The organism is Actinomycetospora straminea, from assembly GCF_028737255.1.
GTDB classification, from domain to species: Bacteria; Actinomycetota; Actinomycetes; order Mycobacteriales; family Pseudonocardiaceae; genus Actinomycetospora; species Actinomycetospora straminea.
Window position 1 is genome coordinate 294,657 of record NZ_JAQZAN010000001.1, and the last position, 21,988, is coordinate 316,644.

Here is a 21,988-nt window from a genome sequence, read left to right on the forward strand (position 1 = left end):
CACGATGTGATCACGGAGATCTCTTGCCGCGGACACCCGGTCGGAGCAGCGGTGATACGGCTGTGTGCGCGTCGCGACACCGTGGGCCTGTATCGATTCTGTCGACCGTACGGCGTCGGGGGGTGGTTCCGGGACCGCCGGACTCTGCCTAGCGTCGTCTCTCCGGAAGCGTCACCGACGTCCGGAGGACACATGACCGCAGCCGCAGACCGGAGCCCCGACACCGCGGCTGGCCTCGACTACACCGAGGCCCCTGATTTCGATCCGGCTGTTCACCAGGAGTTCGGCGAGAACCCGAACGAGGTCCGGGACACGAACCATTACCAAGAGGAGTACGTCAAGGGGTTCGTGGACAAGTGGGACGACTACATCGGCTGGGAGGGTCGCGCCGCCAGCGAGGGGTCGTTCTTCATCGACCAGCTCAGTGCCCGGGGCGTCGAGAAGGTCCTCGACGTCGCCACCGGGACCGGGTTCAACTCCGTCCAGCTCCTCAAGGCCGGTTTCGAGACGGTCTCCGCCGACGGCAGTGCGGAGATGCTCGCCAAGGCCTTCGAGAACGGCCGTCAGCACGGGCACGTCCTGCGGGTGGTGCAGGCCGACTGGCGCTGGCTGAACCGGGACGTCCACGGCGAGTACGACGCGATCATCTGCCTGGGCAACTCGTTCACGCACCTGTTCAACGAGCGCGACCGGCGCAAGGCGCTGGCCGAGTTCTACGCGATGCTCAAGCACGACGGCGTGCTGATCCTCGACCAGCGCAACTACGACGAGATCCTCGACCACGGCTTCTCGTCGAAGCACAAGTACTTCTACTGCGGTGACACGGTGACCGCGGAGCCCGAGTACATCGACGACGGGCTCGCCCGTTTCCGGTACACGTTCCACGACGACGGGTCCGTGTACCACCTCAACATGTTCCCGCTGCGCAAGGACTACGTGCGCCGGCTCATGCGCGAGGTCGGGTTCCAGAAGATCGACACGTACGGCGACTTCCAGGAGACCTACGGGACCGAGAGCCCCGACTTCTGGATCCACGTCGCGGAGAAGACCTACCGGCCGGACGACGAATTGACCGAGAGCTACTCGACCGCGGTCCACACCGCGCGCGACTACTACAACTCGACCGACGCCGACACCTTCTACCACGAGGTCTGGGGCGGCGAGGACATCCACGTCGGCCTCTACGACACCCCCGACGAGGCCATCGCCCCGGCCTCGCAGCGCACCGTGGAGCGCATGGCCGAGGGCATGGGCATCACCGCCGAGACCCGCGTGCTCGACATGGGTGCGGGCTACGGCGGCTCGGCCCGGTGGCTCGCGAAGCAGTACGGCTGCCGCGTGACGTGCCTGAACCTCTCCGAGGTCGAGAACGAGCGCAACCGCGAGAAGAACCGCGCGCAGGGCCTCGACCACCTCGTCGACGTCGTCGACGGGTCGTTCGAGAACATGCCGGTGCAGGACAACTACTACGACCTCGTGTGGTCGCAGGACGCGTTCCTGCACTCCGGTGAGCGTCGCGCGGTGGTGGCCGAGATCGACCGCGTGCTCAAGCCGACCGGGCAGGTGGTGTTCACCGACCCGATGGCCGACGACGCCGCCGACGTCTCGGCCCTCGCGCCGATCCTCGCGCGCCTGCACCTCGACACCCTCGGCTCGCCGGGGTTCTACCGGGACGAGTTCGCGAAGCACGGGTTCGGGGACTTCACGTTCGAGGACCACACCGACCAGCTCACGACCCACTACGGGCGCGTGCTGGCGGAGCTCGAGGCCGCGGAGCCGCGGTTCAAGGGCGCGATCTCCGACGAGTACATCGCGAACATGAAGACGGGCCTGCGGAACTGGGTCAACGGCGGCCAGAGCGGCCAGCTCGCCTGGGGCATCTTCCGCATCAAGCGCTGACACGCCGGGTGTGACGGCCTGACGCACGAGGGCCGGGTCGGGGACCACCGCGTCCCCACCCGGCCCTTCGCGCGTCTCGGGGCGGCTGGGCGCCCGGGGTGTGCCAGCCTGGCGTCCACGCTGGCGTTCAACGCCAGGAAAGCCCCCCGCTCGCGGCGCCCGCAACGTCGTCGAGCGCCCCGGCCAGCGCGTCGGCGACGGCCTCGCGACGCCCGGGATCGCGGCGCAGGGACCGCGACAGCTCGAGGTGCACGAACGCCGCGCCCGTCGCCGCCGCGGCGCGCCCCTGCACGTTGCGCCGGCCGAGGAGGTCCGCCCACCGCGGGTCGTCGCCCTCGCCGACGCGCTCCCCCGCCGACCCGAGCCGCGCTCGGACGGCGTCGAGCAGGCCGCCCGGGGGCGCGGCGCCCGGCGAGAGCACGACGTCGACGTCGCCCCGGTCCGCGAACCCGTGCAGCTGGACCTGCGCCAGGCCGCGGCCCGCGAGCTGCGCCGCCACCCGCGCGAACGGTGCGTCGTCCCGGGCGGCGACGTCGGCGGGGAAGTCGGCGCGCACGCAGGCGTCCGCCGGCGCCCCCGCCCCTCGGTGCGCGCCCGCCTGGAGGTAGAGCACCCCGGGCCGGCGCTCGGCGAGCGCCAGCCCGACGTGCTCGGTGTCGAGGTCCGCGTTCGGGTGCGGCACCTCGACCACCGTGCCCGGCGCCGTCCCGCACCACAGCGCGAGCACGAGCCACGCCCGCCCGGCGCCCGGGTCGGACGCGAGCAGCAGGCGCCCGTCCTCCTCGGTCGCCGCGAGCCCCAGCGGCGCCCCGGACGCGCGCGCCGCCGCCGCGTCACCGCTCGCCAGGGCCTCGGCCAGCACGGCGAGCGACGCGACCTCGTCGTCGTCCGGCGGACGGTAGGGCCCGCGGCGGCGCATCTCCGGCACGAGGCGGGCGGCCAGCCGCGTCAGCTCCGTCCCGCCCACCGCCGCGACTCTGCCAGCTGGTGGATTTCCTGGCGTTCCGTGCCAGCGTGGACGCCAGGCTGGCACGACCACGGGCACAGGCGAGCCCCGTAGCGGTCGCTCAGCGCGCGGGGCGCGGCGGGCCCCAGGCCGGGCGCTCGGCGGCGACCGGCGTGCCGGGGACCGGCGTGTGGCGGATCGGCGCGCGCCGCGGCGGTACGCCGGCGACGGCCACGGCACCACCCACGGCCCCGCCCCCAGCCCCGCCCGCAGTCCCCGCCCCGACCGCCGGGATCGGCGGCCCCGAGACCGGAGCCGCCGGCGCAGCCGCCCCGGCACCGGCCCGCACCCGCGGCGCGAGGCGGATCAGCGACGACGGCCGCCGTACCAGGCCCGGCACGCCCGCCTGGGCCGTCGGGGCCACCGGCGAGCCGGGGAGCACGGTCGTTAAGGGCAGCGGCTCGGCACGGGCCGGGGCCGGGGCCGGGGCCGAGGCCGGGGCCGCGAGCGTCGCGGTCGCGGTCTCGGGCGCCGCGGCCACCGGCCACGGGGTCCGCCGCTGGGGCGCCGACGCGAGCCGGCGGCGGGCCCGGCGGCCACGGGGGACCACGCTCGGGCCGGCGTCATCGACGCGAGCGTGCCGCCCGTTCGGTCCGGACGACGCTGCTCCGGAGGGTGTCGCCGGTGCTGCCATGTGGTCCAGTGTGGACGGCTGATCAGGCCGTTCTGGACCCGGGGACAGGTGTTGGGCCATCGAGGCGACACACCCGGTCCGGGACGGTCACGGACCGCCTGGCGACGACGCGACACGCCGCCGTCGGGGACCCGCGACTCGACCCGGAGCGCGATCGTTTCGTCACGAAGGGCGAGGACCCGGTGAGGAAGCGTTCACCTTTCCCCCTCATACTGAGTAGGTCATCCGGCGCGATCGAGGAGGTCGAGTGGCCCACGTCGCCTCGCTGTCGCAGTTGCAGACGCCTCGGTGGGCGTCCGTCGACGGCGCCCTCGCTCCCTACGCCGACGTGAAGGTCCACATCTCGGCGGAGGCGCTGACCCGGGCGCTGAGCATCTTCGAGGGCGTCAAGGGCTACTGGGACGCGGACTCGTCGACGTTCATGCTCCGCAGCCCGCTCGCGCACCTGCAGCGGTTGCGACGCTCGGCGCGCCTGTTCCACATCCCGTTCCAGATCGACGACGAGGAGTGGGTCCGGCGTCACCGGCAGCTCGCCGCCGAGCTCCTCGTCCCGGGCCGTGACCTCTGGCTCCGCCCGACGCTCTACGTGACCGAGGGGCACTGGGGCGAGGGCACGGTCGCCACGATGGTGATCACCGCCTTCACCCAGACCCAGGCCGAGGGCGACCCGATGCGCCTCGGGGTGTCGACCTGGCGCCGGGGCACCGATGTCGACCTCCCCACCCGCGTGAAGAGCAGCGCGAACTACGTGGTCGCGCGCCTCGCGCGGATCGAGGCGCGGCGCCTCGGCTACGACGACGCGATCCTCCTCAACCGCGAGGGGCGGGTGGCGGAGGCGACGGGCGCCTGCGTCGTGCTGGTCACCGACGAGGGGATCGTCGTGCCGCCCTCGTCGGAGGGCGCCCTCGACAGCCTGACCGTGCGGATCATCGAGCAGCTCTGCCTGCGGGAGGCCGTCGACTTCACCCGCCGGCCCGTCGACCGGACCGAGCTCCTCGCGGCGCGCGAGGTCGGCATCGCCGGCACGATCTCGGAGCTGACGCTGGTCGACGAGGTCGACGGCTTCCGGTTCCCGGTGGACGGGCTCCTGCGCCGCCTCCGCGACGCGTACCTCCGCGTCATGCGGGGCCAGGACCACCTGCCCGGGGTCGACATGGTCCCCGTGCTGACCGCCGCGGACGTCGCCGCGCGCGACTCGCCGGTCACCGCCAACGGCACCGCGCCGCACTAGTCGCGAGCACCACGGCCGCGGCCGGACGCGGCCGGTCGTGACGACCGGCCGCGCCGGGCGATCAGACGGGCACGGCGGCGCCGTCGTAGGCCGCCGCGAGCTCCTCGGGCATCGGCGCGAGGTCCGAGGCACGGTGGAAGTCGCGCAGCGACGTGCCCGTGCACCGCGCGTCGACGTTGACCGACCCGCGCCCGGCGGCGACGTCGTCGATGTCGACGATCCGGAAGTCGATCGAGAACCGGGTGCGCCCGGACGTGTTGGGCACCGACGAGTGCAGCTGGTTGCCCGAGAACACCATCATCCCGCCGACCTCGGGCACGACGCGCACCTGCGGGTCGAGCTCGACGGGCTCCTCGGGCGTCGGCTGGTCGCGGGTGTCCTTGCCGATGTGCTTCGCGGCGTCCTGGCGGCTCGACTTGTTCCACTCGGCGTAGTCGTAGCGGTAGGAGCCGTTGGCGATGCCCTGCGTCATGTACTTCGGGTGGAACGCCATGACGTTGTCGCTGCTCACCGGGTAGACCGGCATCCACCAGTTGGTCTGGCACATCGGGGCGGAGTACCAGGTGTCGCGGTGCGGGTGGAACGCGAACGCGATGCCGGTGGTGAGGTAGTCGTCGGACGTCGACGTGCGCAGGCGGGGCACGTCGAAGTAGGTGCGGTCCAGGTCGCAGCCGCGCTCGGACAGGATCGCCGGCAGCAGCTCCTTGCACCGCGGGTGGTGGATGAACCGCGGCTTCAGGTCCGCGAGCAGCGCGGCGAACTCGTGGACGTCCATCGAGTACTGCGCGAGCTCCGGGTCGAGATCGCCGAACGCCTCCTCGACGAGCTCGCGGGTGAACTCGACGAGGGCGAGCGTGCTCGGGCTCGCGCCGTAGACCACCACGTCGCCGCGATAGAGGTGCTCACGCCGGGTGGCATCGTCGAACGACGGGTTCGAGAGCACGTTGGTCACTGCCTACCTCCTCGGACCGGCGCGGTACGTCCCCCCGTGACCGCGGGCGCGACCCGCGTGGGCATCGCCGGCACGGCGGGAAGATACCGGTGGCGTGGACCTCGCCCCGCACGGCCTCCGGCCCCGGGGACCACGCCGTCGAGTGACCCCGACGAAGCGGACGAACGGCCGGGAGCCCGCCGTCGCGACGCTCCGCGTCCGGACGGCAGGGCCGTCACCACCCCGCCCGCCACCCCTTAGCCTCGGGGCCCGACGCACACGCGAGGGGGACGACGGCATGGCGGCGCGCTGGCTCGTGACGGGCGGGGCGGGGTACATCGGCGGGCACACCGTCCGGGCCCTGCGCGCGCGGGACGACGCGGTGGTGGTGCTCGACGACCTGTCGACCGGCCTCGCCGAGCGTCTCGACGACGACGTCCCGCTGGTGCACGCGAGCGTGCTCGACACCGACGCGATCGCGGCGACGCTCACCGAGCACCGGCTCGACGGCGTCATGCACTTCGCCGCCCGCAAGAGCGTGCCCGAGTCGGTGGAGCGCCCGCTGTACTACTGGCACGAGAACGTCGAGGGCCTGCGCAGCGTCCTCGACGCCTGCGCGCGGGCCGGCGTCGAGCGCTTCGTCTACTCCTCGAGCGCCGCGGTCTACGGGGCGACGACCGGCCCGGCAGGCACAGGGGTCACCGAGGACTCCCCCACCGTCCCGGTGAACCCCTACGGCACGACGAAGCTCGCCGGCGAGTGGCTGCTCGCCGACGTCCACCGCGCCACCGGCCTGCGCTACGTGGCCCTGCGCTACTTCAACGTCGCCGGCGCCCGCGACCCGCGCCTCGCCGACCGCGGCCAGGCGAACCTCGTGCCCATCGCGCTCGAGGCCGTCGCCCGGGGTGCGGCGCCGACGGTCTTCGGCACCGACTACGACACGCCCGACGGCAGCTGCGTGCGCGACTTCGTGCACGTCGACGACCTCGCCGACGCCCACGTCGCCGCCACCGCGCTGCTCGACCGGCCGTGCGCCGAGACGCTCAACGTCGGCGTCGGCCGGGGCTTCTCGGTGCTCGAGGTGATGGCGACCGTCGCACGCGTCGCCGACCGCCCCGTCGAGCCCGCCGTCGTCGCCCGGCGCCCGGGCGACCCGGCCGCCGTCGTCGCCGACGTCACCCGGATCGGTGACCTCCTCGGCTGGCGCGCCCGCCACGACCTCGACGACATCGTCGCCTCGGCCTGGGAGGCCCTGCTCAGCCGGTCGGCGTCAGCGTCCTGACGACGCGCCGGGCCATCCCGGTGCCCTTCCGGGCGACCTTGCCGAACAGCTCGGCCACGTCGGTGAGCGGTGTGAGCACGACGCGGTGCATCGCGAACGGCGGCTCCTGCGGCCCCACGAGTCCCGGACGGGTGGTCACCGCGGCCCGGTAGCCCGCGGCGCGCGCGAGCTCCATCGTCTGCTGGTCGTAGTCGCCGGCGTTCCCGTTCGGGTAGGCCAGCAGATCCACCGTCTGCCCGAGCCCCTCCTCCAGCGCCGTCCGCGACGCCGCGAGCTCGTGGCGCTGGGTGGCGGCGTCCTCGCGGGCGAGGATCGGGTGGGTGACGGTGTGCGACCCGATCCCGTGACCGGTCGCGGCGAGGGCCCGCGCACCGGCCCAGTCGAGGAACATCGGCGGGCGCTCCGGGGCCGGCGGGGCGAGCCGCCCGGCGATCCGGGAGACCGCCTCGACGCGCGTCGCGCGGTCGACGAGCTTGAGCTCGTCCTTCAGCGCGTCCTGGGCCGCGCGCCGCGCGACCGGCGTCGTCAGGTCGTGCGTGCGTCCCGCCCACTCGAGCGACGTCGCGGTACAGCGGTCGAAGGCGTCGGCGAGCTCCTCCCACCAGGCGCCGATGCGCTCGGACAGGATGTCGGAGACGAGGAAGAAGGTGCCGTGCAGGCCGCGGCGGTCCAGCGCCGGGACCGCGGCGTCGAGCCAGTCGGCGTAGCCGTCGTCGAAGGTCAGGGCCACCGCGCGGGGCGGGAGCGAGCCGCCGGCGGCGAGCGTGTCGACGGCGTCGGACAGCGGGACGACCGTGCCCAGCCGGTCGATCGCGGCGAGCTGGCGCTCGAAGCCGCGACGCCCGGCACCCGGCGCGGCGGGGTAGAACGGGGTCGGGTCGATGTTGTGCCAGCCGAGCACGAGGAGCCGTCGACTCATGGCACCCGACGGTATCGGCCCGGTCGGGGTGCTCCTCGACGTGGTGGATTCCCTGGCGTCGAACGTCAGCGTGGACGCCAGGCTGACCGACCCGGCCGGTCAGCGCGAGCGCGTGCCGGGCATGCGGGCGAGGACGGGCCGGGCGAGGTCGCGCAGGCGCGCGCGCAGCTCGGGCGAGAGGCCGTCGGTGGCCCGTCGCACGCCGGCGTCGACCTGGGCGAGCAGGCGGGTGGGGTCGAGCGCGCCCGCGACGACGAGCGTCTCGACCGCGCGCTCGTCGGTGGCGAAGCGGGCCTTGTAGGTCTCGTCGCCGAGCAGCAGGTCGTACTCGTCCGCGCCCTCCTCGATGGCCTCGCGCACGGTGTGGGCCATGAGCACGAGCCCCACGCTCTTCTCCGCCCACGCCGGGTCGAAGCCCGCCTGGAAGTACGCGTAGCGCCCGCCGATCCGCCACGCGTAGAGCGCGGCCACGGCCGTCCCCTCGATCTCCAGGAACGACATCCGCAGCCATCCCCGCTCGAGGGCGGCGGCGGCGAAGTCCTCGTGGAAGGCGCGCACGGTGGGGCTGGTGATCGTCGACCCGCCCTCGCGCTCCTCCCACCGCAGGGCGTGCAGCCGGAAGAACTCGCCGACGTCGCCGACGACCTCGCCGGGCGACGACGTCGCGCGCACCTTGGCGCCCAGCCCGTCGACCAGGGCGCGCTCCTTGCGGCGCACCTGCTGGCGGAAGTTGCGGCTGCGGGCGCCGAGGAACGTGTCCCAGGTGTGCCCGGTCAGCGGGACGAAGGGCATGACGCCGCCGCGCAGCCGCGTCGCCGCGACCCGCCCCCGCAGGCCCTCGCCCAGCGCCGGGATCCACGCCGCGCCGGCGTCGACGTTGTGCAGCACCACGGCCTCGCGGCCCAGCGCCCCGGCGGCCGCCCGCGCCACCTCGGCCTCGCGGCCCGCCGCGGCGACGGGGGCGAAACGGTCGCCCACGTTCCCGCCGGCGAAGCGCACCGTGCGCCCGGAGCGGCAGAGCGGCAGCAGGCCCGCCAGCGACCCGTCGGCGTCCCGCACCCGCACCACGAACGGGGGAGCGTCGTCGCCGTAGTGGCGGGCGTAGGCGCCGTACCACTCGGGGGACACGAACGCGTTGCCCGCGGCCTCGGCCAGGGCGCGCCACTCGTCGACCAGCCCGGGCTCGTCGGCGGGATCGGCGAGGACCTCCACGTCAGGCACGTCACGGCTCACCCGCCCGAGGCTAACGGTCCGGTCTCGGACCCATCCGGGGCCAACCTCGCCGCCTCCCGGACGTCCTCCGTATCGGTGAGTGGATCCTCAGCGTCGTGTCCCGGCCGACTGCCCGACGGCGGTACGGCCGAATGCCGTCGGTACCGTGACCGGGACCCGGCGTGCGGTCCCGCTCCCCATCGACCGCCGCGACCCCGACCCTTCTGCGAGGACCCCCTGCGATGAAGGTCAGTGTCTTCGGTCTCGGCTACGTCGGCACGGTGAGCGCCGCATGCCTGGCCACGGAGGGGCACGACGTCGTCGGTGTCGACGTCAACCCCGCCAAGCTCGCGATGATCGGCGAGGGCCGTACGCCCGTGGTGGAGGAGCGCATCGGTGACATCGTCACCGAGGTCGTCGCCGCCGGCCGCCTCAGCGTCACCGACGACGTGACGGCGGCGATCCACGGGACGGACCTCTCCCTGGTGTGCGTCGGCACCCCGTCGGCGCCCAACGGCAGCCTCGACACCACCTACCTCCAGCGCGCCGCCCGCGAGATCGGCGAGGCGCTGGGCTCGCGCGACCCGGAGGCCGGCCGACACACGGTGGTCTTCCGGTCGACCATGCTGCCGGGCACCTGCCTGGGCGTCCTGGTCCCACTGCTCGAGGAGGCCTCGGGCCTCGTCGCCGGCCAGGACTTCGGCGTCGCGGTGAACCCGGAGTTCCTGCGCGAGGGCTCCAGCGTCAAGGACTTCTACGACCCGCCCAAGACCGTGGTCGGCGAGCTCGACCCGGCCAGCGGCGACGCGGTCCTCGCGCTCTACGCCGGGCTCGGCGCCCCGGAGTTCCGGGTCGAGCCGCCGGTGGCGGAGATGACCAAGTACGTGGACAACACCTTCCACGGCCTCAAGATCGGCTTCGCGAACGAGATCGGGGCGCTGGCCCGCGAGCTCGGCGTCGACTCCCACGACGTCATGGAGATCTTCCTCTCCGACACGAAGCTGAACATCAGCCCGGCCTACCTGCGCCCGGGCTTCGCGTTCGGCGGCTCGTGCCTGCCCAAGGACCTCCGGGGCCTGGTGCACGCCGCGCGCCGCCACGACGTGCGCGTGCCGATCCTGGAGAACGTGCTGCCGTCCAACGACGAGCACATCCAGCGCGCGTTCGAGCACGTCGCCGCCACCGGGAAGCGCAAGGTCGGCGTCTTCGGCCTCGCGTTCAAGGGGGGCACCGACGACCTGCGGGAGAGCCCGCTGGTCGAGCTCTGCGAGCGGATGCTGGGCAAGGGCTTCGACCTGCGCATCTACGACCCCGCGGTCGTCGAGTCGGCGCTGCTCGGGGCCAACCGGGCCTTCATCGAGGCCCGGCTCCCGCACCTGCGCGACCTGCTCGTCGACCGCGTCGCCGACGTCGTCGACCACGCCGAGGTGCTGGTCGTGGGCAAGGCGGACGACGACGTCCGCGCCGCCCTCGGCCACGGCACCGCGGTGCCCGTGATCGACCTCGTCCGGCTGCCCGACGCGGCGTCGCGTCGCCAACAGGAGGGATACGTGGGCCTTGCCTGGTAGAGCCCTGATCCTCGTCGAGAACCTCTCGGTCCCCTTCGACCGGCGGGTCTGGCAGGAGTGCCAGACCCTCACCGGGCACGGGTGGGAGGTCGAGGTGATCTGCCCGCAGGGCACGAAGCGGGACACCGAGACCGAGGTCGTCATCGAGGGGGTGCGGATCCACCGCTATCCACTCGAGGCCGCGACCGGCGGCCCGCAGGGCTACCTCAAGGAGTACGGCACCGCCCTCTGGCACACCAACCGGCTGATCAAGCGCATCCAGAAGCGCGCGCCGGTCGACGTCGTGCACCTGTGCAACCCGCCGGACCTGCTGTTCCTGCCCGCGCTGCGGGCCAAGGCGCGCGGCGCGCGGGTCATCTTCGACCAGCACGACCTCGTCCCCGAGCTCTACCTCTCGCGCTTCCGCGAGAAGAAGGACTCGATGTACTGGGGCATGCGGCTGCTCGAGTGGGCGACCTACCGCACCGCGGACACGGTCATCGCCACCAACGAGAGCTACCGGGCCGTCGCCACCGGCCGCGGGCGCGTGCCCGTCGAGGACACGTTCGTGGTGCGCAGCGCCCCGGCGATCGAGCGCTTCCGGCTCGGCGAGCCCGAGCCGGCGCTGTCGCGGGGCAAGGAGCACCTGCTCTGCTACCTCGGCGTCATGGGCCCCCAGGACGGGGTCGACTACGCGATCCGCGCGCTCGCGCAGCTCGCCGAGCGCCGCGACGACTGGCACGCGGTCTTCATGGGTACCGGCGACGCCTTCGACGACGTCGTCGCCCTGTCGCACGCCCACGGGCTCGACGACCGCGTGACCTTCACCGGCCGCATCTCCGACGAGGAGGTGCTGCGTCACCTGTCCACCGCGTCGGTCTGCCTCGCGCCGGACCCGCGCAACCCGCTCAACGACGTGTCCACCATGAACAAGATCATGGAGTACATGGCGATGGGGCGGCCGGTGGTGTCGTTCGACCTGGTCGAGGCCCGTGTCTCGGCCGGGGAGGCGGCGGTCTACGCCCGCCCCAACGACGTCGGCGAGTTCGCGGGCCTCGTGTCCGAGCTGCTCGACGACCCCCGTCGCCGGCGGGCGATGGGCGAGATCGGCATGGAGCGCGTCTCCGGGCCGCTCTCCTGGACGAATTCCGAGAAGGAACTGCTGGCGGCCTACGAGTCGGCCACGCAGGGACGCTGAGGGACCCGCAGCGATGACCCGCGCCATCGGCCCCGCCCCCGGGCGGCCCGGCGAGCGCAACACGGCGGTCGCCCTGCACCACCACAGTAGGATGCCCCCCGGCGTCCCCCGGGGGCGACACGCCGACGATCGGACGAAAGGCACGTCATGAGCCCGCTCCAGATCCAGTGGGATCGCATCCGCCGGCGGTGGGTGCTGATCCTCGTCATCGGCATCGTGGCAGCGGCCGGCTCCCTGGGGGCCTCGCTCCTGCAGGGGTCGACCTACACCGGCCGGTCGGCGCTGACCATCGTGTCGCAGGACCGCGCGCCCGAGCAGGACACCGTCCTGGCCCAGGGGTATGCCGACTACTTCAACCAGGCGTCGTCGCAGCAGCAGCTGCGCCAGACCGCCGGGGTGCCGTCGTCGGTGGGTCTCAACGCCCGCATCGCCGCGGCGAGCCCGATCGTCTACATCGAGGCGGTCGCCGACAGCCCCGACGTGGCCTCCGAGTCGGCCACGAAGATGGCGGTCGCGCTGCGGGACGACGTGAACTCCAGCCTCAGCGGCGGCGAGGCCCAGCGGCAGCAGGTCGAGACGCTCACCCAGCAGCGTGACGCGGCGCGCGCGGCGGGCAACACGAGCGAGGCCAACCGCTTCCAGGACCAGATCGACGACCTGAGCAGCACCACCAACCAGCTGCAGGACCTCCAGCTCAACGCCGGCGTCGTCTCGAACCCCACCAACGCGGGCCGCAACGCCGGCGCCGCGCTGGTCGGCGGCCTGCTCCTCGGTGCCCTGCTCGCCATGGCGCTCGGGCGCTTCGAGAACCGCATCGTGACGCCGAGCGAGGTCCGTGACCGCCTGGGCCTGCAGGTCCTCGCGGTGGTCGGGGGCAAGCGCCGCTCCGGCGAGAACGCCCGCAACGAGATGCTGCGGGCGCTCATGGGGCTGACCAACGCCCACGGCATGCCGGTCCCCGGCTCGCTCGCGATCACCGGCCCGAGCACCGCCCGCGCCTCCAAGACGCGGGTCGCGGTCGCCCTCGCCGGGCTGCGCGCCCTGCAGGGCCAGACGACGCTGCTCGTCCAGGCCGACCTCGAGAGCGACGCCGGCGGCTCGTCGGAGCTCGCCTCGATGTCCGGTGTCGCCGACTTCCTCGCCGAGCGCGGTGACAGCCGCATCGACGGCAAGGTGTTCTCGAACGGGCGCGCCCTGCTCGTCTCGCCGCGCGGCAGCAAGCGTGACGACCTGTTCGCGCTGTTCTCCCGCTCGCACGTCTCGCGCCTGCTCGCGCAGGGCCGGATGCTCGCCGACCTCGTGATCGTCGACGCCCCGCCCGCCGAGAGCGTCGAGGGCCAGGTCGTGTGCTCGGCCGCCGACCGCGCGCTGCTCATCGTCGAGGAGGGCCAGACCCGCTCGCGCGACGCCACCGCGGCGCTCGACGCGCTGGCCCGCTCCGGCGGCACCGCGCTCGGCGTGGTGCTGGTGCGCAACCCCGGCCAGCTCGCCGACCCCGGCTTCCTCGCCGAGCGCTCCTGGACCCCGGCGCGCCTGCCGGCCGGCCCGCCGGTGCCCCCGGCGCCCGGCGGCGGTCCTGGCGGTCCTGGAGGTCCCGGTGGCCCCGCCGGCCAGGGCGGCCCTGGTGGTCCCGGCGGCCCCGGTGGCGCCCCGGCCCCGGCCCGTCCGGCGCAGGTCCCGCCGGCCGACCGGACCGCGCCGATCTCCCGCGAGAAGCTCGAGGAGGCCCGCGCCGCGATGGGCGCCGGCGCCGCGGCCGGTGCCGTCGCCGGTGCCGCGTCGGGCTCCGAGGGCGCCAACGGCGCGCCGGTGAACGGCGTCGCCAAGCCCACCAACGGCAGCGCGGTGCGCGGCGGGGCGTCCTCGGCGTCCTCGGCAGCCGCGGGGTCGGGTCAGCCCGCCAACGGCACTCCCCGGCGCGAGGACCCGTCGGCGCGTGCGGGCGGGAAGTCCTCGCCCGGCGGCGCGCCCCAGTGCGGGTCGGCCGCCAAGCCGTCCCCGGGCGCCAAGCCCTCGCCGGGCGGTACGCCGCAGGGCGGCTCGGGCACGAAGCCGCCCGCGGGCGGCACCAACGCCCCCAGCGGCCAGGGCGGCCAGGGCACGCCCGCCGGCCAGGCCGGTGGCGCCGCGGGTGCGGCCGGGGTAGCCGCCGCCGGTGCCGCCGGTGCTGCGGCCGCCAAGCCGGGCGCCAAGCCCACCGGGAACGCGCCCCAGCCGGCCGCCGGCGCGGCGCCCGGTGCGTCGTCGACGCCGTCGCCGTCCGGGCCCGCCGGTCCGTCGGGACCCGGCTCCACCCCCGCCGGTGAGGCCCCGGGCGTCAGCGTGCACACGCGCCGCACCTCGGGCGCGAAGCCGTCGCCGAGCCCGAAGCCCAACCCCGGCAGCGGCCCCAAGCCGACCGGCCCGCAGCCCGGCGGGCCGGCCGCCGGGGCGCCGGCCCGGCCCGGCGGCCCGGCCAACGGGGCGCAGGGCCCGGCGGGCGGGGCCCAGGGCCCGGCGGGCGGGGCGCAGGGGGCGAAGCCCGCGGGCAAGGCCGACACGGCCTCCGCCTCGCCCAGCTCGCCCCCCGGCGCCAAGCGGGTCGGCGTCGCGCGGTTCTCGCGCAGCGCGACCCCGACGAGCTCGAGCACCGCCGCGCCCGGCACGAAGGGCGGCGCGTCGGAGGCCAGCCACGGCAACCTGTCGGCGCCGACGGTCACGATGCGCACCGAGAAGTAGCCGAGAAGTAGGCGAGGAGCAGTCGAGCAGTCGCGGCGGCCGCGACGAGCACGGACGGCGGGAGGGCCTGGTGGCCCTCCCGCCGTCGTCGTTCCCGGGGTGTGTCGGGCGGTGTCAGGTGGTGTCAGGAGGCGCCGAGCACGCCGCGCATCCACGCCGCCTGGGCGGCCAGGCCCTCCTCGAGGGTCACGGCGGGACGCCATCCGAGGACCTCGGCCGCGCGGGAGGCGTCGCCGCCGGTGCGGAAGACGTCCCCCGCGGTCCGGTCGTGGCGCACGATCTGCAGCTCCCGTCCGACGACGCGCTCGAGCACCGCCAGCGCCTCGTTCAGCGAGACGCTGCTGCCGCCCGAGATGTTGAGGACCGTGCCGGGCGGGCTCGGCCGGTCGGCGGCCAGCAGGTTGGCCTCGACGATGTCGTCGACGTAGGTGAAGTCGCGGACCTGCTCGCCGGTGCCGAAGACGGTGATGGGCTCGCCCAGCAGGCCCGCGCGCACGAACCGCGTGAACGCCATGTCGGGACGCTGGCGGGGGCCGTAGACGGTGAAGTAGCGCAGCGAGACCGTCGGCACGCCGAAGTTCGACGCGTAGAGCGTGCAGAGGTGCTCGGCGGCGAGCTTGGTGACGCCGTACGGGCTGACCGGGCGCGGGAGGTCGGTCTCCAGCGTCGGGTAGCGCTCCGCATCGCCGTAGACCGACGACGAGCTGGCGTAGACGAAACGCTGCAGCGTGTCCGACGTCCGCGCGACCTCGAGGAGCCGCTGGGTGAGCTCCACGTTGTTGCGGGTGTAGACGGCGAACTCCTCGCCCCAGCTGCTGCGCACGCCCGGCTGCCCGGCCTGGTGCACGACGTGGGTGACGCCGTCGAGCAGCGCGGGCAGGTCGGTGGCGGTCAGGTCGGCGTCGACGAACCGGAAGCGCTCGCCCTCGATCGTCGCGAGGTTGTCCTTCTTCTGCGTCGTGTCGTAGTAGTCGGTGAAGCAGTCGACGCCCACCGTCTCGACCCCGGCGGCGGCGAGCCGGCGGCAGATCGTGCTGCCGACGAAGCCCGCGGCCCCCGTGACGAGGTACCTGTCGGTCATGTCTTCTCCCCCGTAGCGGTGCGGGACCACGACCCATCGAACCCGGTCGGCCGCCGCGGTCCGCGACGGCCCCGTCCGCACCCCTCGCGCCGCCGGATATCCTGGCCGTGCGCGACTCCGGCGCCCGTCCGCGGTGCCGGCCAGCCGACCGGAGACGAGAGGGCGCCGATGACCCCGATCACGGGAGGCCCGGCGGCAGCGCCGGGTGAGCGACGGTGAGCCTGCTCCCCGGTGGCGTGCGCGACCGGTCGCGCGGCGAGTTCGTCATCGGCGCCGTGGTCGTCGTTATGGCCGCCGGCATCGCCTTCGCGGCGCCCGGCCAGGCAGGCCTCCTGCTGGCCGCGCTCGGCGTGGGCGCGGCGGTGTTCGCGCTCGCCCTCAACAACCCGCTGATCGCGCTCCTGCTGGTCGTGCTGGCGAGCTTCGGCCGCACCGCCCAGAAGGAGATCATCTCGGCCGAGGCGCTGACGCCGCTGTTCTACGCCATGGTCCTCGCGCTGGCGCTCGCCGTGGCCCGCCGGGCCAAGGAGATGCCCCGGCTCGGGACCGTCGAGTGGCTGATGACGACGTACCTCGTCTGGAACATCATCTCGGCGCTCCTGCCCCACCCCGAGGTCGACCCCATCACCGAGCAGACGGCCGAGGTCTACCGCTGGATCTTCAGCGGCACGATCCTGCCGTTCGTCGTCTACGTGGTCGCCAAGTCGGTCCTCGACACCGAGAAGTCCGTCCGCTGGCTGCTGTGGACGACGGTCGGCATGGCCGCCTACTCGGCCTGGGTCAGCATCATCCAGTTCCACGGCCCGCGGCGGCTCGTGTGGCCGCGCTTCATCGTCGAGGCCCCGAACTGGGAGGGGCGCGCGGTCGGGGTGTTCAACCAGCCCGTGGTCAACGGGATGCTGCTGGTCATGGGCTTCGTCGTGTGCCTGTTCCTCGCGACGCGGCCGGGGACCCGCCGGGGCCTGCGCTGGGCGCTGTACGCCCTCACCCTCCCGATGGCCTACGCGGTGTACCTGACCCACACGCGGTCCGCGCTGCTCTCGCTCGTCGTCGCCCTGATCCTCGGGGCGGTCCTCGCGAAGGGCTGGCGGCGGCCCTTCGTCGTCTACCTCGCGCTCGGGGCGGTCGGGGTCGCGGCCAACGCGTCGTCGTTCTTCTCCGCCGACCGGTCCGAGGGCGGCATCGGCTCGTCCAACGAGATCTACGACCGGCTCAACATCATGGCGACGTCGCTCAAGGCGCTCGCCGAGCACCCGTTCCTCGGCATCGGGATCGGGCAGTTCCGGGCCTACAACACCTACCAGCACGTCTCCTGGTCCCAGGAGATCGACTGGAACCGCGGCCGCGGCATCATCTCGCACCAGAACGAGCTCGGGATCGCCGCCGAGCTCGGCCTGCCCGGGGTCCTGCTCTGGATCTCGGTGCTGCTCGGTGTGCTGTTCCTGCTCTACCGGGCCCTGCGGGAGCTGCCCGAGGGCACGTTCCTCGGACGTCCGCTCGCGGTCCTCGGCGCGATCGCCATGGTCATGCTCGTGGCCAACGGCGCGACGGTCGACCTGCGCATCCTCGACTTCGCCGGCCTGCTGTGCTTCCTCTACGCCGGCATGGTCGTCGGCCAGCTCGAGCGCTTCCGCGACACGCGCCCCGCACCCCGTCCGGGCACGCCCGGCGCGGGCCTGCCCGGCGGGATGTCGCCGGCGGACCAGGTCGCCTGGGCCGAGGAGGGCCGCGCGCGGGAGTCCAGGGACGCCGTCCCCGCCGGCGCGCCGATCATCACCGGCCGGCCCCTGGGCGCGCGGTGACCCGCACTCCGCGGACCCTCTGGGTCTCGACGAGCACCACCACGCAGGGCGGGATCGCGACGTGCGTGCGCACGCTCGCCGCGACCGGGCTGTGGGCGCGGTGGGGCGTGCGGCACGTCGCCACCCACCGGGACGGCAGCGCGGTCGCGAAGGCGACGACGTTCGCCACGGGGCTCGCGCGCGTGCTCGTCGCGCTCGTCGCCCGCCGCCCCGACCTGGTGCACGTCCACATGTCGGCCGCGGGCAGCTTCGTGCGCAAGGCCGCCGTCTGCTGGGCCGCGTACGCGCTGCGCGTGCCCGTGGTGCTCCACGTGCACAGCGGCCGGTTCCACCTCTTCCACGACCGCGCGCCCGCTCCCCTGCAGCGGGTCATCCGCGCGACGCTGACCCGCGCGGACGTCGTCGTCGCCCTCGGCGGCCTGATGCGCGAGCGGCTGGCGCGGATCGCCCCCGACGCCGTCCTGACCTCGCTGCCCAACCCGGTGCCCGCGGCCCCGGTCACGCGGCGTGCGCCGGACGCGGCGCCCCACGTCGTCTTCCTCGGCCGCATCTGGGCCAAGAAGGGCGCGTTCGACCTCATCGAGGCGTGGGCCAAGGTCGTCGGCGGCACCACGACCGCCACCCCGGGCCCCCGCCTCACCCTCGCCGGCGACGGCGAGCACGACCGGGCCCGCGCCCTCGCCGACGAGCTCGGCGTCGGCGGCTCGGTCACCGTGCACGACTGGCTGAGCAGCGACGAGGTCGCCGCCCTGCTCGCCGACGCCGACGTGCTCGCGCTGCCCTCGGAGAACGAGGGCCAGCCGATGGTGGTGCTCGAGGCCATGGCCCGCGGCGTCGCCGTGCTGTCCACGCAGGTCGGCGGCATCCCCGAGCTCGTCACGTCGGGCACCGAGGGCCTGCTGGTCCCGCCCCACGACGTGCCCGCGCTCGCCGACGCCCTCGGCGAGCTGCTCGCCGACCCCGACCGGCGGCGCGCCCTCGGGGACGCGGCGCTCGCCCGCGCCCGCTCGGAGTTCCTCGCCGAGGCGGTCGCCGATCGGATCGAGGTCCTCTACCACGAGGTGCTGGCTCGCCGCCACCCCTCCGCGTCCGGGTCCGGCGCCGGCTCCTCGGTACCGTCGAGGTCGTGACGGACCCCGACACCCGCACCGGCTCGTGAGGCGCCCCCGCCGACCCGTGACGGCGGCAGGGCCGCTGCGGGTCATGTTCGTCGTCCCCAACATGATGGTGGGCGGCGCGGAGCGCCACGCGTCCACGTTGCTCGCCTCGATGGACCCCGAGCGCGTCCGCGGCTCGATCGTCTGCCTGCAGGACCGCGGGAACGTGGGGTCGACGGCGAACTGGGCGCGCCTCGAGGCGGCCGACGTCCCGCGCACCGAGCTGCGGCGCGGCAAGCGCGACGTCGTCGGCACCGTCCGCGCGCTGGTCCGCGAGATGCGTGCGCAGCAGCCGGACATCGTCGTGCTGCGCGGGTTCAACGCCGAGCTCCTCGGCCGGGTCGCCGGCATCCTCGCGCGCGTGCCCCACCTGCTCGTGTGGGTGCGCAACTGCGGCGGTGTCGTCCCCGCCGGGCGCGGCCGTCGCTGGGTGAACCGGCAGCTCGCCCGCGCCACCGACGACGTCTACGGCGTCGCGTGGGGCCAGCTGCCCTACATCACCGGCGAGCTCGGGTACGACGCCCGCAAACTGCGCATCGTCTACAACGGCATCGACCCGACGTGGATGGAGGCGGCCGGCGACGACCCCGCCGCGACGCGCCGCGAGCTCGGGCTCACCGACGAGCACACGGTCATCGGCACCGTCGCCGTCATGCGCCAGGAGAAGGACCACCCGACGCTCCTGCGCGCCTTCCGCCGCGTCGTCGACCAGCACCCGGACGCGCGCCTGCTGCTCGTCGGCGACGGCCCGGAGCGCGCGAACCTCGAGGCGCTCATCGACGAGCTCGACCTCACCGGGCACGTGCTGCTGCTCGGCCACCAGGACGACCCGCGCCGCCTGCACCGGGTGTTCGACGTCTTCACCCTGAGCTCGCGCACGGTCGAGGCCTGCCCGAACTCGCTGCTCGAGGCCATGAGCGCCGGCAAGCCCGCGGTGTGCACCGCGGTCGGCGGCGTGCCGGAGATGATCGTCAACGGTGTGACCGGCCGCGTCGTGCCCGCCGAGGACCCGGCCGCGCTGGCCGCGGGCTTCCTCGAGCTGCTCGCCGACCCCGAGGCCGCCCGCGAGATGGGCGCGGCCGGGCGCCGCCGGGTGAACGAGGTGTTCACGCTCGACCGCTCGGTCGCCGAGGCGCAGAACGCGTTCGAGGAGACCGCCGGGCGCGAGGCCCGCACCCCGGTGCTGCCGCGCCGCGACGAGGACGCCCCCGAGCTCGCGTGGCCGGGCCCGCGCACCGACGTCATCGACCGCCGGCCCCTGCACGTCACCCTCGTGCTCGACGTCGCCGCGCACGGCGGGGCCGAGACGGTGCTGCGCAACACGTTCGCCCACCTCGACCCGGACCGCGTCGTCACCGACGTCGTCTGCCTGCGCGAGGAGGGCCCGCTGGCCGGCGACTTCCGCGCCGGCGGCGTGCCGGTCACGGTGCTGGAGCGCTCGGGCCGCTTCGACCCCTCGACGCTCCCGCGCCTGGTGCGCCACCTGCGCCGGGTCCGCACCGACGTCGTGCTCGTCGCCAACTACCACAAGGCGTCGCTGCTGTTCGGGCGTCTGGCCGCGGTGCTGGCCGGCGGGCCGGTGTCGGTGATCGCCGCCCACAACATGGACCGCACCGTGGTCGGCAGCCGCGTGCTGCCGCGCTGGGCGGTCAACACGCTCTTCCTGTCCCGGGGCCTCGCCCTGCTCTCGCCGTCGCAGGGCCGCTACCTGCACGACGAGGAGGGCGTGAACCGCGGGCCGCTGAGCCGCGTCCGCGAGTACGTGGTGCCCAACGGGATCATGATGCCGCCGCCGCGCACCGACGCCGACCGGGCGTCCGCGCGCGCCGAGCTCGGCGTCGACGACGGGCACGTGGTCGTCTGCGTCCTCGCCCGGCTGACGTCGGCGAAGGCCCACCACGTCCTCTTCGAGGCCGTCGCCGACCTCCACGACCCCCGCCTGCACGTCGCCGTCGTCGGCGACGGGCCGCGGCGCGCGGAGCTCGAGGGCATCGTCGCCGCGCGGAACCTGGAGCGGACGGTGACGTTCCTCGGCCAGCGCCGCGACGTCGTGCGCCTGCTCGCCGGCTCCGACGTGTTCGCGCTGTCCTCCGACCACGAGGGCGTGCCGATCTCCATCATGGAGGCGATGGCCCAGGGCCTGCCGGTGGTCTCCACCGACGTCGGCGCCGTGGCCGACCTGGTCTCCGACGGCGAGGAGGGCTACCTCGTGGAGCGCGGCGACGCCGCGGCCCTCGGGGCTCGCCTGCGCAAGCTCGCCGACGACCCGGACCTGCGCCGCGAGATGGGTGAGCGGGCCCGGGCACGGGCCCGGCGCGACTTCACCATCGAGGGCACGGCCGAGGCGTTCACACGGCTCGCCGAGTCGGTGACCGGCCGGGACTACGCGACCGCCCGCTGACCCCGCCGGTCAGGGCGCGGTGACCCGCAGGCCGTCCTGCATCACCCAGGTCGCCGGGCCGTCGTCGCGGTAGACGCCCTGCTTGAGGTAGTTCTCGTCGTCCTTCATCGCGGCACGGTTGTACCGCGGCACGGTCTGGACCCCGTTCTCCCAGCCCTCGATGAACCCGGTGCTCCGGCTCCGCGAGAACTTGACGTGCAGGACGTAGTCCACCCACTCGCCGCGCCGGACCTTGCCCAGCGTGCGCCGGGGCTCGCCCTTGAGCCCGTCCCCGCCGATGATGATGTCGCCGTTGCGCTCGACGTTGATCGCCAGCGGCGGCGAGCCCGACGAGCTGTGCCACTGCAGGACGATGAACCACACCCCGCGCGGGTTCGGGAAGTCCTCGGGGAACTTCATCGACCACTCGTAGAACCGCTCATCGCCCTCGTGGACGAGCGCACCGGCGGCGTTGGACTGGACCTCGGACCGCTCGCCCCCGCCGAACGGGGGGACGTCGCCGGGGCGGATGTTGAACCGCGCCGCGTACTGCCCCTGGCGCGCGTCCGGGGCCGGGACGATCCGCATCTGCTCGTTGCCGGCGCCGATGGTGCGGCAGCGCTTGTTGAGGTTCTTGGCCTGGCACTGCCCCCACTGCGAGAAGTCGCCGGTCTCGAAGTCGCCGACGAAGAGCTCGCGGCTGCCGACGGGCACGCGCGCCGGTGCGGCCCGCACCGCGGCCCGGTCGACGGCGACCTCCGCGGCCGCCCCGCCCGTCCGGGCCTCCGCGGCCGGGGTGGCCCCGCCGAGCCCGCTGCCGAGGGCGAGCCCTGCGCCGAGCACCGCGCCGACCACCGCCCGCCGCGATGCCCGCCGGGCACCTCGCGTCCCCCCACGACCGTTCGTCTGCATCCCGACCCCTGCTCCCGCCGTTCGTCGAACCGGGCCGACCGCGTGCCGCTGAGCACCTGAACCGCTCGACCGTTTGTCG

At 74.4% G+C, this 21,988-nt stretch carries 16 protein-coding genes; 9 read left to right on the forward strand and 7 right to left on the reverse strand.

Translation table 11 applies throughout. The features are described from left to right. Positions 1–192: 192 nt before the first annotated feature. Positions 193–1,899, forward strand: coding sequence for a glycine/sarcosine N-methyltransferase (locus PH190_RS01455; protein WP_274229729.1), 1,707 nt, complete (start codon positions 193–195; stop codon positions 1,897–1,899). Between the two features lie 127 nt (positions 1,900–2,026). On the opposite strand, the gene PH190_RS01460 is transcribed toward PH190_RS01455, so the two are convergent. Both PH190_RS01460 and PH190_RS01465 read right to left on the reverse strand, forming a co-directional pair. After that, on the reverse strand, positions 2,027–2,866 hold the full coding sequence (locus tag PH190_RS01460; protein WP_274229730.1) for a hypothetical protein: 840 nt from the start codon (positions 2,864–2,866) through the stop codon (positions 2,027–2,029). A gap of 100 nt (positions 2,867–2,966) precedes the next feature. Beyond that, the gene (locus PH190_RS01465; protein ID WP_274229731.1) at positions 2,967–3,455 is read right to left on the reverse strand and encodes a hypothetical protein; all 489 of its coding nucleotides are present in this window, start codon (positions 3,453–3,455) and stop codon (positions 2,967–2,969) included. Positions 3,456–3,786: 331 nt separating this feature from the next. Between PH190_RS01465 and PH190_RS01470 the strand changes: the two genes are divergently transcribed. After that, on the forward strand, positions 3,787–4,770 hold the full coding sequence (locus PH190_RS01470; protein WP_274229732.1) for an aminotransferase class IV: 984 nt from the start codon (positions 3,787–3,789) through the stop codon (positions 4,768–4,770). Positions 4,771–4,831: 61 nt separating this feature from the next. On the opposite strand, the gene PH190_RS01475 is transcribed toward PH190_RS01470, so the two are convergent. Then, positions 4,832–5,722, reverse strand: coding sequence for a phytanoyl-CoA dioxygenase family protein (locus tag PH190_RS01475; protein WP_274229733.1), 891 nt, complete (start codon positions 5,720–5,722; stop codon positions 4,832–4,834). A gap of 277 nt (positions 5,723–5,999) precedes the next feature. Here PH190_RS01475 and galE point away from each other — a divergent pair, with 277 nt between their 5' ends. Next, the gene (galE, locus tag PH190_RS01480) at positions 6,000–6,983 is read left to right on the forward strand and encodes a UDP-glucose 4-epimerase GalE (protein ID WP_274229734.1); all 984 of its coding nucleotides are present in this window, start codon (positions 6,000–6,002) and stop codon (positions 6,981–6,983) included. On the opposite strand, the gene PH190_RS01485 is transcribed toward galE, so the two are convergent. Together PH190_RS01485 and PH190_RS01490 are read right to left on the reverse strand one after the other, a co-directional pair. After that, positions 6,958–7,902: a polysaccharide deacetylase family protein gene (locus PH190_RS01485; protein WP_274229735.1), complete on the reverse strand. Its 945-nt coding sequence runs from the start codon at positions 7,900–7,902 to the stop codon at positions 6,958–6,960. The genes galE and PH190_RS01485 overlap by 26 nt on opposite strands. 99 nt (positions 7,903–8,001) lie before the next feature. Further along, on the reverse strand, positions 8,002–9,135 hold the full coding sequence (locus tag PH190_RS01490) for a GNAT family N-acetyltransferase (protein ID WP_274229736.1): 1,134 nt from the start codon (positions 9,133–9,135) through the stop codon (positions 8,002–8,004). Positions 9,136–9,356: 221 nt separating this feature from the next. Between PH190_RS01490 and PH190_RS01495 the strand changes: the two genes are divergently transcribed. The 3 genes from PH190_RS01495 (at position 9,357) to PH190_RS01505 (ending at position 14,577) form a co-directional block, all read left to right on the forward strand. Next, entirely contained in the window at positions 9,357–10,682 is a 1,326-nt protein-coding gene (locus tag PH190_RS01495; protein WP_274229737.1) for a nucleotide sugar dehydrogenase, read from the forward strand. After that, on the forward strand, positions 10,672–11,859 hold the full coding sequence (locus PH190_RS01500) for a glycosyltransferase family 4 protein (protein WP_274229738.1): 1,188 nt from the start codon (positions 10,672–10,674) through the stop codon (positions 11,857–11,859). Before PH190_RS01495 ends, PH190_RS01500 begins: the two co-directional genes overlap by 11 nt. Before the next feature lie 147 nt (positions 11,860–12,006). Then, positions 12,007–14,577 carry a hypothetical protein gene (locus PH190_RS01505; RefSeq protein ID WP_274229739.1) on the forward strand — a complete coding sequence of 857 codons (2,571 nt, stop codon included), beginning with the start codon at positions 12,007–12,009 and terminating at the stop codon, positions 14,575–14,577. Positions 14,578–14,701: 124 nt separating this feature from the next. Here the strand turns inward: PH190_RS01505 and PH190_RS01510 are convergent, their stop codons facing one another. Beyond that, on the reverse strand, positions 14,702–15,658 hold the full coding sequence (locus tag PH190_RS01510; protein WP_274229740.1) for an NAD-dependent epimerase/dehydratase family protein: 957 nt from the start codon (positions 15,656–15,658) through the stop codon (positions 14,702–14,704). Between the two features lie 215 nt (positions 15,659–15,873). On the opposite strand from PH190_RS01510, the gene PH190_RS01515 reads away from it, so the two are divergent. The 3 genes from PH190_RS01515 to PH190_RS01525 are packed head-to-tail and all read left to right on the forward strand — an operon-like array spanning position 15,874 to position 21,018. Then, positions 15,874–17,460, forward strand: a complete 1,587-nt coding sequence (locus tag PH190_RS01515) for an O-antigen ligase family protein (RefSeq protein WP_274229741.1) — start codon at positions 15,874–15,876, stop codon at positions 17,458–17,460. Next, on the forward strand, positions 17,457–18,590 hold the full coding sequence (locus PH190_RS01520) for a glycosyltransferase family 4 protein (RefSeq protein WP_274229742.1): 1,134 nt from the start codon (positions 17,457–17,459) through the stop codon (positions 18,588–18,590). Before PH190_RS01515 ends, PH190_RS01520 begins: the two co-directional genes overlap by 4 nt. Before the next feature lie 46 nt (positions 18,591–18,636). Next, entirely contained in the window at positions 18,637–21,018 is a 2,382-nt protein-coding gene (locus PH190_RS01525) for a glycosyltransferase (RefSeq protein WP_274229743.1), read from the forward strand. 9 nt (positions 21,019–21,027) lie between these two features. Here the strand turns inward: PH190_RS01525 and PH190_RS01530 are convergent, their stop codons facing one another. Next, the gene (locus PH190_RS01530; protein WP_274229744.1) at positions 21,028–21,840 is read right to left on the reverse strand and encodes a polysaccharide lyase family 20 protein; all 813 of its coding nucleotides are present in this window, start codon (positions 21,838–21,840) and stop codon (positions 21,028–21,030) included. Positions 21,841–21,988: the final 148 nt, after the last annotated feature.